The 12,785-nt window shown below is 67.4% G+C and carries 7 protein-coding genes and 1 pseudogene; 1 reads left to right on the forward strand and 7 read right to left on the reverse strand.

The genetic code is table 11. From position 1 onward, the window contains the following. Positions 1-150 precede the first annotated feature (150 nt). From AB4Y84_RS03315 to pilG, 7 genes are all read right to left on the reverse strand, one after another. Positions 151-615, reverse strand: a complete 465-nt coding sequence (locus AB4Y84_RS03315; protein ID WP_312109829.1) for a chemotaxis protein CheW — start codon at positions 613-615, stop codon at positions 151-153. Beyond that, positions 612-1,943 (reverse strand): chemotaxis protein CheB, encoded by a 1,332-nt coding sequence (locus tag AB4Y84_RS03320; RefSeq protein ID WP_394198481.1) that lies wholly within the window; start codon positions 1,941-1,943, stop codon positions 612-614. The genes AB4Y84_RS03315 and AB4Y84_RS03320 overlap by 4 nt, the downstream gene beginning before the upstream one ends. Beyond that, positions 1,930-8,574: an Hpt domain-containing protein gene (locus AB4Y84_RS03325; RefSeq protein ID WP_442249768.1), complete on the reverse strand. Its 6,645-nt coding sequence runs from the start codon at positions 8,572-8,574 to the stop codon at positions 1,930-1,932. Before AB4Y84_RS03325 ends, AB4Y84_RS03320 begins: the two co-directional genes overlap by 14 nt. A 100-nt stretch (positions 8,575-8,674) precedes the next feature. Further along, positions 8,675-10,711, reverse strand: coding sequence for a methyl-accepting chemotaxis protein (locus AB4Y84_RS03330; RefSeq protein ID WP_312108306.1), 2,037 nt, complete (start codon positions 10,709-10,711; stop codon positions 8,675-8,677). Positions 10,712-10,752: 41 nt separating this feature from the next. Further along, entirely contained in the window at positions 10,753-11,283 is a 531-nt protein-coding gene (locus AB4Y84_RS03335) for a chemotaxis protein CheW (protein WP_025877750.1), read from the reverse strand. Continuing rightward, the gene (locus AB4Y84_RS03340; RefSeq protein ID WP_049466295.1) at positions 11,283-11,645 is read right to left on the reverse strand and encodes a response regulator; all 363 of its coding nucleotides are present in this window, start codon (positions 11,643-11,645) and stop codon (positions 11,283-11,285) included. Before AB4Y84_RS03340 ends, AB4Y84_RS03335 begins: the two co-directional genes overlap by 1 nt. Positions 11,646-11,663: 18 nt before the next feature. Next, positions 11,664-12,065 carry a twitching motility response regulator PilG gene (pilG, locus tag AB4Y84_RS03345; RefSeq protein ID WP_005418455.1) on the reverse strand — a complete coding sequence of 134 codons (402 nt, stop codon included), beginning with the start codon at positions 12,063-12,065 and terminating at the stop codon, positions 11,664-11,666. 240 nt (positions 12,066-12,305) lie between these two features. Here pilG and AB4Y84_RS03350 point away from each other — a divergent pair. Next, a pseudogene (locus AB4Y84_RS03350) lies at positions 12,306-12,785 on the forward strand (glutathione synthase); the annotation flags it as partial.

The raw sequence follows: 12,785 nt of genomic DNA on the forward strand, positions 1-12,785 counted from the left end.
CCTCTTGATCCCATGGCTGCCGGCCAGCGGCCGGCACTACCGTTCGGTATTCATGCCGTCACGGCTGCGCGATCTGGGGTAGGGCCTCACTCTGCAACCTCTTGATCCCGTGGCTGCCGGCCAGCGGCCGGCACTACCGATCGGCAGGATTCAGGGCGTCAGCGAATCCAGCGCAGCTTCCAGCGCGTCGAGATTCGGCAACAGCGCGCTCTGTTCACCCAGCAGCACGCGCATGTGCACGATGTCGGGCAGGGTTTCTTCGGACGCGTCGGCCAGCAGGCCGTCGCGCGGAACCGAAATCAGCTGCGGGAAACTCTGCGTCAACAGTGCGTAGTAAGGGCGCTGTGCATTGCCGTTGAGGGTCTTGAGCACCACCACCTTGTTGTGGCCGGCCACCGTCTCTTCGCCCAAGCCGGAGAGCCGTGCGAACGACACCAGGGGCACCTGCCAGCCGTGCCAACCGATCTCACCCACCAGCCAGCGCGGCGCGTCGGCGACCGCCTGCACCGGCACCCGTGACATCATCTCGGCCACGGTTGCATTGGGCAGCAGGACCCGTTCGGCACCGGCCGAGATCAGGACGCCGCGGATCTCATCATTGCTGGCGTAACTCATGCGGCATCTCCGTCGTCATCCAGGCCCCAACGCGCGGCGATCACCTGCGCCAGTTCCTGCGGTTCACCGGCCACCATGCCGGCAGCGACCACGGCCGTCGCCGCAGCCGGGTCGTAGCAGCCTTCGCCCACCTGCCCGGCTACCCAGGCGCCGGCGGCGGCGAGGTCCAACGCCGGGCCCACATGGGCCAGGTCAGCACCGCTGAGCAGCACCAGCGCGCTGTGCTCGGCCGACAACGCGGCAATCGAGATGCCCTGCGCTTCGCTCTGGAAATACAGGCCATCGGCAGCAGCGTGCACGCCGATGTCATCGGCCAGCACGTGCACTTCGCCAGCGGTGGCGCGCTGGCCGGCTTCGGCCAGCTGCACCGGCAGCGGCGATACGCGCGCCATCTGCTTGACCAGGTTGCCGTAGCGGCCGCCGTCCAGGCGCATGTGCACCAGCACCGGCACGGCCAGCCCGCTGGGCAGTGCAGCGAGCAGGCGACGCAACGCATCGGGACCGCCGATACCGGCCAGTACCAGCAGTGCGCCGGAGCGACTGCCTGCAGGCGCGGTAGCGTCCAGGTCGACCAGTGAAAGATGTCCGGTATCGAATGCAGGTTCCGCCGATTCGGTCGAGGTGGCAGCCGATGCAACTGCCGGCGCGTCGCTGGCCTCGTCAACCAGCGACCAGGCCGTGTGGTCGTTGAATACCGACGGCGCAGCTGCCGGTACCGGCGGCGGTTCCGGTGCTGCTTGCACGGGCGCTGCCCTTTCCGGCAGCACCGGCTGCAGCGCAGCCAGCGCCTGCTCCAGCGCAATCGGCTCGTGCAGATGTGTCGGCGGCGAATAGAGGCCATCAGCCGGCACGTCGTCGGCCCACGAACGGGCCTGTTCCAGGTGCGGTTGCAGCGCGGTTTCCTTCGGCACCGGCGGCGTCGACGGCAGGCCCGGCTCCAGCTGCAGTGCCGGTTCGTCCTCGGCGCCGGGCGGCAGCACCTGCTGGTGGCCGTGCAGCTTGGCGGCAAGGTGACGGCCCCAGCGCTGCGCTTCCCAACCATCGCGACGCGCGGCCAGTTCAGCCTCATCGAACACCAGGGTCAAGCCGGGCGCCGACAGCGCCGGTTCCAGGCGCTCCAGCGCGTCTTCAATGGCCGCTTCCAGCGCGATCACCACGAACTGCGGGCGCGCATCATGCAGCGCCTGCGGTTCCAGCGTCATGGGATCGTCTTCCAGCACGATCTGCACGTCGGCATGGGCCAACGCCTCGCGCAGGCGCTCACGCGCCGCACCCGGGCGGGCCAGCAGGGCTACGGCCGGAACCGGATCGAGGTCACTCACGGACACGGGCAATCCCCAGCAAGTCGTACACGTTGCGCATCAGGTCCAGCTCCTGGTACGGCTTGCCCAGGTAGCGCTGCACACCGATTTCGAAGGCGCGCTGGCGGTGCTTGTCGCCGCTGCGCGAGGTGATCATCACGATCGGCACGTCCTTGTAGCGCGGGTCGGCACGCATCGCGGTGGCCAGCTCGTAACCGTCCATCCGCGGCATTTCGATGTCCAGCAGCATCAGGTCCGGCACGCGCTCTTCCAGCTGTTCCAGGGCTTCGACGCCATCGCGGGCGACGCTCACCTCGAAGTTGTGACGCTCCAGGATGCGGCCGGTGACCTTGCGCATGGTCAGCGAATCGTCCACCACCATCACCAACGGCACCTGCCGTTCCTGGCGGGGTGCGTTGACCAGCACCGGCGCGGTCGGGTTGGCCAGGAAACGACGCACCAGCGGGGCCACGTCCAGGATCACCACCACGCGGCCATCGCCGGTGATGGTGGCGCCGTAGATGCCCGGCACCGAGGCGATCTGCAGGCCCACCGGCTTGACCACGACTTCGCGGTTGCCCAGCACCTGATCGATCGCAACGGCGGCGCGCAGGTCGCCGGCGCGGACCAGCAGCAGCGGTACCTGGGCCTGGCCGTCAGCGCGTGCCGGGGCCTGGCCGACCAGACTGCCAAGGTCGTACAGCGGATAGTCTTCGCCACCGTACCGGTAGCTGCTGTCGGCTGCTTCGAAGCGCTCGTGCGACAGCCGGCCAATACCACTGACCGAGGCGACCGGCACCGCGAAGGTGGTTTCGCCGATCTGCACGAACACCGCCTGGGTGACCGCCAGCGTCTGCGGCAGGCGCAGGGTGAAACGCACGCCCTGGCCACGCACCGACTGGATGTCGACCGAGCCGCCGAGCTGGCGCACTTCGTTGCCGACCACGTCCATGCCGACGCCACGCCCCGCCAGCTGGCTGACCTGGTCGGCGGTGGAGAAGCCCGAGGCGAAGATCAGGTTGTCCAGTTCCTGCTCGCTCGGCTGCGCATCGGCAGGCAGCAGGCCGCGCTCGATGGCACGACGTCGGATCGCCTCACGATCCAGGCCAGCGCCATCGTCGGCCACGTCCAGCACGATTTCCGAGCCTTCGYGGTGCAGGCGGATGGCGATTTCACCTTCTTCCGGCTTGCCGGCGGCACGACGCTGCTCCGGTGCTTCCAGACCATGGGCCACCGAGTTGCGCAGCATGTGCTCCAGCGGCGCGACCATGCGATCAAGCACGTTGCGGTCGAGTTCGCCGTGGGTACCTTCCAGGGTCAGGTGGACCTGCTTGCCGGTGTCCATGCCGGCCTGGCGGACCACGCGGCGCAAGCGCGGCACCAGGCCGTCGAACGGCACCATGCGCGCGCGCATCAGGCCATCCTGCAGTTCCGAACTGACACGCGACTGCTGCTGCAGGAGCGAATCGTACTGGCGCGACAGATCATCCAGCACACCCTGCAGGCCACCCAGATCGGCGGCCGACTCGTTCAGCGCGCGGCTGAGCTGCTGCAGGGTGGAGAAACGGTCCAGTTCCAGCGGATCGAACTTCTGGTCGGCCTGATCCTGCTCGCGCTGGTAGCGGGCAACGATCTGCGCCTCGGTTTCCAGGTCCAGGCGACGCAACTGGTCGCGCAGACGCGCGTTGGTGCGCTCCAGCTCGCCCATCGCGCCGCGGAAGGCGCCGAGCTGCTGTTCCAGACGCGAACGGTAGATCGCCACTTCACCGGCGTGGTTGACCAGGCGGTCGAGCAGGTCGGCGCGCACGCGCACCTGTTCCTGCTGCGGACGGGCCAGCGGGTCTTCCTCGCTGGAACCTTCCACCGGCAACGGTGCCGACAACGGGGCGTCGACCACGGCCACGGCCGGAGTCGCCTGCGGGGTCTGCTCTGCCACGGCGGCGGCGGCAGCAGCAGCGCCGGCAGCGGCGATGTCGGTTGTGGTGCGTGCTTCAAAGGCATCGAGCAGATCCTGTGCCGGCTCGACAACGCGGTGTTCGCCAGTGCGGGTCAGCAGCTGGTGCAGACGATCGAAACCGCGTTCCAGCAACTGCACGTCACGACGTTCGATCTCGGTGCGCCCGCCAGCGACGGCCTCCAGTAGCGATTCGATGCTGTGGCCGAGATCGCCGATGGGGTTGATGCCCGCCATGCGCGCGCCGCCCTTGAGCGTATGCAGATCGCGCTGCAGGCCGGCCAGGGCTTCGCGATCCTGCGGCGCTTCGCGCAGTTCGCTGATCAGCCCATCGCAATGATCCAGCAGGTCCTTGCCTTCCTCGACGAAGATGTCGACCAGCTCGCGGTCATAGATGCTGAAGTCGAGCAGGTCGGCGCTGTCTTCGGATTCGGGGTCGGTCTCAGCACCGAGCAGAACCGCATCCGCCGGCACCACCGCATCGGCGCTGTCGACAGCAACAGGTTCGGCGTTGATTGCCGCTGCCTCCGCCGCGATCGGCACCACGATCATGCCGCTGTCCGCCGCGGCATCCTGGCCCGGAGCATCTTCCAGTTCGAAGAAACGCGAGGGCGAAATGGCGTCCTGCGCCGTCTCCACGGGCTCGACGTCTTCCACCGTCGCCGGGGACGGCTGGTCGGTGCTCTCTCCTTCACCGACCGCCGCCTCCCCGCCGACGTCCGCATCCTCGGCAAAGGCTTCCGCCTCGCCAGGCGCGAGTTCGCTGGCCTGCAGGCCGAGCACGGGCCATTGCCCGTCTTCGTCCTGGCCCTGCTCCTCGTCGATCACGTGCAGGCCGGCCTCGAGCGCGGCTTCCAGCGTGACCGGGTCTGCGAAGCCCGGCACAGCCATTTCATCCTGCAGGCTGGACAGCTCGCTGTCGAGCGGCACTGCAGCAGCGTCATCATCCACCGCCGTTTCAGATGTAAACGGCAGCGACGTATTCAGGTCGTTTGCGACATCCAGATCGCGGTCGTCAACCGGCAGTGCGCTGGCATCCAGATACGGCGACAGATCATCCACCGCAGTCAGCGCGGCGTCTTCCAATGCGGTGTCTTCCGATGTCGCCACCGCCTGTCCGGCTTCAATCTCCTCGGCAACGATCGTGGAAGCAGCCACTTCCAACGTCGACTCCGGCGCCGGGGCGTCCGGCATCGAAGGCCACCCTGCATCGAAGTAGCGCGATAGATCATCGCTGCCCGTCAATTCAGCGGACTCCAGGCCCGCATCGCTCAACGCGTCCTCGCTGAACTGCAGCGCCTCCAGCACCTCGGCATCGGTGACATCGGCGCCATCGGTGTCACGTCCGGCTTCCGGCTCGATCTCAAGCCCATGGGGCGACTCGACCACGTCGGCATCGGCGACCAGCGAAAGCAGCTGATCGTCTTCGTCTTCATCGAGTTCCAGCCCGGCCATCGGCCAGCGTGCTTCCGGCAGTTCACCGGCCAGCGCCTGCAGGCGCTGCGCCAGTTCAGCCTGCGGCGCAATCCGCGGCTGTTCGGCCTGCAGCGCGTCCATGGTCGCGTTGATCGCCTGTGCGGTCTCGTCCAGTGCCGCCACGGCGTCATCACCGGGCACCACCTCGGCGGCCAGGGCGCGCTTGATGTACGACTCGGCGCCGCCCGTAACGGCGGTGATTTCCGGCACTTCGGTCATCGCGAAGGCGCCATTCATGGTGTGCACCGCACGCAGCAACGCGTCGCTGACCGGCTGTGGCGCCTGCTGCGCCGAGCGCAACCAGCCCTGCAGGGTGGCCTGGTGCAGTTCCACCTCGGCCTCCAGGATTTCGCGCAGCACGCTGTCGATGTTGGCCGGAGTACCTGCCACTTCGACAGCGCTCTCTGCCGGCACATCGACAAGCGGCTCAGTGCTGCCCAGCGGTTCGACCGCATCGGCCGGYGCCACGGCCATCGGCGCAGTGGCGCCCGGCAACGCAACGTAGAACGTCTCTTCGCCTGCAGCCACGCGATCGGCGATGGCCTGCATCGCCTGCAGGTCGACGCTGACCCGCTGGCCATCGCGCAGTGCCGCGTTCAACTGCGGCAGTGCCGCATATGCGTGATCGACCATCGCCAGCACCGCCGGCGTGGGGGCACGGCTGCCGTCGAGCACGCGATTGAGCATGCCCTCGATCTTCCACGCGAACTCACCCAGGGTACGTGCGCCAACCAGGCGGCCACTGCCCTTCAGTGTGTGGAAAATGCGCCGGATCGGCCGCAGCCGGTCCATGTTGTCCGGTTGCATGCGCCATGCCAGCAGCAGCGTGCCGAGATTGCCCAGTTCGTCGTCAAATTCCTCCAGGAACACCTCGCGGATGTCCTGGTCGATGTTTTCGGCATCGTCGTCGAAACCCGCATCGAACCCGCCCTCGGCCACGGTCGGCGGCACGGTTTCACTCGCCACGACGGTGGCCGGCATGGCCTGGGGATTGAAGCCGGCGGCGGCAGCATTCAGCTCTGCGAAGAACTGCGCATCGGCTTCGCTGAAGTCGATCGGCGCGATGGTATCCACATCGACCAGGGCCACGGTCGGCACAGCCGCCGATGCCGGCAGGTCTTCGGACGCGCGCAGATCAGCGGTCGGCGCGACGTAAGCGTCAGCATCGGTCCCAGCGCTGGCGTCGGTCAGCTCTGCGATGGCCAGGCCATCGTCGGCTTGGGACACCGCAACTGCGTCAATGAGCTCCACCGCCGCAGGCGACTCCTGTTCATCGTCCAGCGACAGGGTCTCCATTGCCTCCAGCGACAACACGTCATCGGCGTTGTGCAACAGGCTGCTGTCGAAACGGAACACCACGTCGTCGCTCAGCGACGTCTGGCCGTCCTGCTCGGCGGCAACCGGATCGAATGCCGGTGAAACGACTGCATCCAGCGGCGCGGCAAACGTCGACTCATCCAACGACGTCGCCAGCAGGGCGTCATCGTTGCCGTCTACGGCGGCTAGCTGGGTGTCGCCCTCATCCAGCACCGGCGCTTCGGACAACATCCAGGCAGCAGCGTCGGACTGTTCGGCTGACACAGGGTCGAAACTGACCGGATCGAAGCTGTCGAACGTCGGCGCACGCTCGTCGCGGCGTTCGGCAGCACTCCCTGCCGGCGCGTCGAATCCACCCAGTTCCCACTGCGGCACTTCCGGCGCGGGGGCGCTGGAGGCAGCGAACAACAGGGGCGGCGGGGTGCCGTGCGGTTCGGCCGACAACGCTGGCGTACCCAGCGATCCGAACATCAGGCCGTTGTCGGCGGGCGTAGCCTCCGGCAGCGGGTCGAAGGTGAAATCGGGCAGCGGCGCCGGCACGTCACCCGGTGCCGGCGCGGAGGCCTGCACGTCGATATCCAGCGGTTCGATCTGCAGTGGCGCGGCCGGCACGGCCACGGCCTCACGCACGACCGGCTGCACGGCTTCGGCAGTGACCACGTCACGCTCGGGCAGCGGCCAGTAGCGCAGGGCCTCCAGGCTGCTGCGGGTGATGTCGAGGATGTCCTCGCGACCCGGACGGCGGTCACGCAGGGCCTCCAGGTAGTACTCCAGGCTGGCCATGGCGTCGGCCAGGGTGTCCAGCTGGCGTCCACTGGGCACGCGCTGGCGGCCGATCAGCTCGGCTTCGATGTACTGCTGAACGCCGCGCAGGTAGTCGGCAGCGGTGCCCAGGTCGAGCATGCGCAATGCGCCGGAGACATCCCCGAGCAGGCGCGGCACGTCCTGCAGTTCGGCATGGTTCCAGCTGGTTTCAATGAAAGCGACGAAATGCTCGCGGGCGGCGGCGAAATTGGCGATCGCCTCGTGCGCCAGCACCTCCACCGTGCGCCGGTTCTCCACCGCGCTCGGATCATCCTGGCCACTGCCACTGGCACCCAGGTGTGCAACCTGGTCGTCCAGCGATGCATCGACATAGAGCAGCGCACCGGCGATATCCAGCAGCATGTCTTCGTCGATCTGCTGGCGGCCTTCGACGACTCCGCGCAGCGCGTCACGCTGCTGCACGACCACGCCCCGCGCGGCCCCCAGGCCGAGCATGCCCAGCGTATCGGCCACCGAGCCCAGCTTGGTCACCTGCTCCTGCAGCTGTTGCGGCGCGCCGTCGGTACGCAGGTGCAGGTCCAGCGCGTCCTTGACCTGCAGCAGTTCTTCCTTGACCGCGTTGCCAACGGTGTCCAGCAGCTCGCGGTTGCGGCCGCTGAGGCTGCCGCGTGCATGGTCCAGTTCCGCTTCGGTGGCGGTCACCGAATCGGGCGCGAACGCGAACAGCACGCTGTCGTTGATCAGCGCTTCGCCACGGGCGGCGCGGATCTCGTTGAGCAGGGGCTGCAGCACGATCGGAATGTCACGGTGTCCGTTCTGCAGGCGCTCCAGGTAATCCGGCAGCAGCACGCTGCCGCGCATCAGGGTGGCGCAGGCCTCATCACGCTCGGCGACCTCGCCCTTGCCGACAGCAATGGCGAGCTGTTCCAGCTCTTCGGCCACCATCGCCGGTGCATACAGTTCAACCATGCGCAGCGTGCCCTGCACCTGGTGCAGGTAGCCGGCGCAGATGCGCATGCGGCTGCTGTCGCCCGGGTCTTCGGCAAAGTACTCGACCTCGTTGCGCACCAGGCGCAGGGTCTCGTCCAGCTCGGGCTTGACCCAGCCCAAGGCTGCGTGGCTCATCGCATCGCGCAGGCTGCTCATGGATGCGCTCCGGTCGCCGCCGCGCGACGGTCGCGCGGATCCTGGCGTGGGGAATGGAAATGCTTCATCGACTGGTTCCTTGCTCGCCACCCTGCCCGTGTCACGCCGGCAGCTTGAAGTCGGCGACCGAACGACGCAGGTCGGCCGCCAGCTGCGCGAGGTGGCCGATCGACTCGGCGGTCTGCCCGGCACCCTGCGAGGTCTGGCCGGTGATCTGGCGGATCACGCCCATCGTGCGGGTGATGTCCGACGCCGCCGACGACTGCTGCTGGGCGGCGATGGAGATGTTCTTGATGAGGGTGTTGAGCGCGTTGGACACGCGCTCGATCTCGGTCAGTGCGGTACCGGCGTCTTCGGCCAGGCGCGCACCGGACACCACTTCGGCGGTGGTCTGCTCCATCGAGGTGACCGCTTCATTGGTATCGGCCTGAATGGCCTGCACCAGGTTCTCGATGCGTCGGGTCGCACCGGAGGTACGTTCTGCCAGGCGCTGCACTTCGTCGGCCACGACCGCGAAACCACGACCGGCTTCACCGGCCGAAGCCGCCTGCACGGCCGCGTTCAATGCCAGGATGTTGGTCTGCTCGGAAATGTCGTTGATCAGTTCCACGATCGAGCCGATCTCCTGCGAGGATTCGCCCAGGCGCTTGATGCGCTTGGAGGTCTCCTGGATCTGGTCGCGGATCTGGTCCATGCCCTGGATGGTCTCGCGGACCACGCCGGCACCTTCGGCGGCGATCACCACCGAACGCTGTGCCACGTCGGCCGACTCGGCCGAGTTGCGCGATACCTGCTCGATGCTGGCGGCGATTTCGCCGATCCGGTCCGACGCCGAGGTGATCTGGTTGGCCTGGTGGCCGGCCGCTTCTGCCAGCTGCATCGCCGTTGCCTGCGTTTCCTGGGTCGACAGCGCGACCTTGGCCGAGGTGTCGTTGATGGTGGTCACCAGGTGGCGCAGTTCATCCACCGCGTAGTTGATGGCGTCCGCGATCGCGCCGGTCATATCCTCGGTCACCGAGGCTTTCACCGTCAGATCGCCCTCACCGAGCGAGGAGATTTCATCCAGCAGCCGCATGATCGCCTGCTGGTTGCGGCTGTTGAACTCCACCTGGGTCTGGTAGCGCAGTTCCTGCTCGCGCGAGCGGCTGCGCACATTGGTGGAGACGAAACCGATGATCGCGATCAGCGACAGCGCACCGGACACCACGCCGATCCAGAAGTTCGGGAACAGGCGGGTGTCGGACACCGAACCGAACGAGGAGAAGGCTTCGAACAGCTTGCGGCTGTCGGTCAGCATCTTCGCCGAACCCTGGCCCAGTGCGGAGGCAGCGGACTGCGCGGCGAACAGCTGGCGCGAGCTGGCCAGGATCGCGTCGGCGTCCTGCTTCATCGCCAGCCACTTCTGCTGCGACTGCTCCAGCGCAGCGACGGCGGCGGCGCCGCGCACGGCGGTGATTCCCAGATCCTCGTTGCCATTGCGCAGCGCATCGAGCACCTGCGAGAACACGGTGATGTCGCGGGCCAGCGCGTCACCGGCAGCGGCAGCAGCCGTGCCGCCGGCGCGGATTTCAGTCACGCGACGCGCCATCGAACCGGCGACCACCACCTGCTGCAGGGCGCTGTAGACCTGCGACGCCGGGGCGCCGGAGGCGGACATCGCACGCACCAGTTCGTTCAACTGGGCCTGCAGGCCCGGCACCGCACCGGAGAAGTTGTTGGCGTTGCCGGCCAGGGCCAGCACTGCCGGTTCACTGGCCACCAGCTGGCCTGCCTGCTTGCCCAGCGGCGTCCAGGTGTCGGCCAGGGTCGAGATCGCCCGGGAGACGCCCGGTTCGTTGCCGTAGCGGCCCTGCAGGGTCGACACGTTCTGTTCGATCGCGTTGCGGGTGGCCTTGAAGGCGGTGAAGGCCTGCGCGTTGCCGCCGACCGCGTCACGGCCCTGGTTGGCCAGCTGCTGCGACAGCACCTGCAGGTCCGCGGCCTTGGAACCGGCATCGGCCAGGCGGCTGCCCTGCCAGGTGGACACGCCGGTGTTCACACCGAACAGGATCATCGACAGCGCCAGCAGCGCCAGCCAGAGGTTGCTGCCGCCCAGCCGCAGCTTGCCGGACTTGGTGGCATCCGAAGCAGTACTCATCGTTCAACCTCGATTTTCAATGCAGGGGGCGATGCCCGGCCTCAGGCCGCGGCTTGCCGGAATTCAGGGGTGCGCGACAGCAGCGAGAGCGAGAACACGCCCCAGTCGTTGCCATCGGCATGGAAAGCGCGATCGACGAAGTGGCCGTAGCGTCCCTCGGCCAGTGAACCGGCCTCGATCTGCTGGGTCAGCTCGAAGCTGCGCTGGCCGAACAGTTCATCGATGGTCAGGGCGACGTCGCCACCGGCCTGGCGCATGATCAGCACGCGCTGGCCTTCCTGCTGGACGGTGCGCGCCCCTTCCAGGAAGTACTTCAGGTCGACCACCGGGAACAGGTTGCCGCGCAGGTTGCCCACGCCCAGCAGCCACGGCTGCGCGCAGGGCACCGGGGTCACCGGCGGCATCGGCACGATCTCCACCACTTCGCGGAAATCGGACACCAGCCGACGCTGGCCAACACGGAAACCGACGCCACGCCACAGGTCCTGGGCGAACTGCCGCCCGGGCAGCTGCACCGCGTGGGCCAGGCTGCGCCGTTCGTAGGCTTCAAGAATGTCGAAGGGCGAGCGCATCAGGCCACCAGCTCGTTGATCCGGGCGATGAGTTCTTCCTCGCGCGGCGGCTTGACGATGTAGTCGGCGGCGCCCTGGCGCAGCCCCCAGGCCTTGTCGGTTTCCATCGCCTTGGTGCTGACGATGATGACCGGAATGTGCTTGATTGCTGCGTCGCGGGCCATCGCCCGGGTCGCCTGGAAACCGCTCATGCCCGGCAGCACCACGTCCATCAGGACCAGCTGCGGCACCTGGTCGCGGACCAGCTGCAGGCCTTCTTCGGCGTTGTCCGCTTCCAGCACCTCATGGCCGGCACGGCGCAGCCATTGGGTGAACACCGCGCGGTCGGTCGGTGAATCCTCGATCAGGACGATACGAGCCATTGTGCCTTTCCCCCCTGGTCAGGCGTTGACGTACGTGCGGATGGCACCCAGCAGTTCTTCGCGCGTGAATGGCTTGGTCAGGTATTGCTCCGAGCCGACGATGCGCCCCCGCGCCTTGTCGAACAGACCATCCTTGGACGACAACATGATCACCGGGGTCGCCTTGAACAGCTGGTTTCCCTTGATCAGTGCGCAGGTCTGGTAGCCATCCAAGCGCGGCATCATGATGTCGACGAAGATGATCTGCGGCTGCTGGTCGGCAATCTTGGCCAACGCCTCGAAACCGTCCGTCGCGGTCACTACTTCGCAGCCTTCGCGCTTCAGCAGTGTTTCCGCAGTCCTGCGGATGGTCTTCGAGTCATCGATGACCATCACCCGGAGTCCTGCGAGCTCCCCGCCCGCAGTCGTGTTTTCAGTCATTGCCATTCCCCAAGCGCACGGCCCAATCTTTGGCGGGAGCCGCTGCGAAAGCGTATCTATATCGCACTTCCCGCGCCCGCTTCAAGGGCGGTCCGTGGCGCGGGGCGTGGCGCCGGGCTGAACGTGACCGGATTGGCAATCACTGCGCAGCCCGGCAAGGGACGCTGCGTTGCACATCGCCGGGGAGGCGCACGGCCGGCGTTGCCGCTACCATCAACGCCTTGCCTGACARGTGCACCCATGCCGTTGAACGTCATCGTGGTGATGGACCCCATCGCCCACATCAAGATCGCCAAGGACACCACGTTCGCCATGCTGCTGGAAGCCCAGCGCCGCGGCCATGCCCTGCACTACGTGCGCCCGGGCGGGCTGGCGCTGGAAGGCGGGGTGGCCGTGGCCTGGACCGCCCCCCTGCAGGTGCGCGACGACCCGGCCGGYTGGTACGAGCTGGGCGCATTCAGCCGGACCGAATTCGGTCCCGGCCAGATCGTGCTGATGCGCAAGGACCCGCCGGTCGACGCCGAGTATGTCTACGACACCCAGGTGCTGGATGTCGCTGCCGCCGCCGGTGCGTGCGTGGTCAACAACCCGCAGGGCCTCCGCGACTACAACGAGAAGCTGGCCGCGCTGCTGTTCCCGCAGTGCTGCCCACCGACCCTGGTCAGCCGCGACGCCAAGGCACTGAAGGCCTTCGCACTGGAACACGGCCAGGCGGTACTG

The organism is Stenotrophomonas sp. 2YAF22 (assembly GCF_052114665.1).
Lineage (GTDB): Bacteria > Pseudomonadota > Gammaproteobacteria > Xanthomonadales > Xanthomonadaceae > Stenotrophomonas > Stenotrophomonas indicatrix.

Coding starts and splice junctions, on each gene's coding strand:
- AB4Y84_RS03315 (WP_312109829.1), bottom strand. CDS start 615: ATGAGTTACGCCAGCAATGATGAGATCCGCGGCGTCCTGATCTCGGCC.
- AB4Y84_RS03340 (WP_049466295.1), bottom strand. CDS start 11,645: ATGGCTCGTATCGTCCTGATCGAGGATTCACCGACCGACCGCGCGGTG.
- AB4Y84_RS03335 (WP_025877750.1), bottom strand. CDS start 11,283: ATGCGCTCGCCCTTCGACATTCTTGAAGCCTACGAACGGCGCAGCCTG.
- AB4Y84_RS03330 (WP_312108306.1), bottom strand. CDS start 10,711: ATGAGTACTGCTTCGGATGCCACCAAGTCCGGCAAGCTGCGGCTGGGC.
- pilG (WP_005418455.1), bottom strand. CDS start 12,065: ATGACTGAAAACACGACTGCGGGCGGGGAGCTCGCAGGACTCCGGGTG.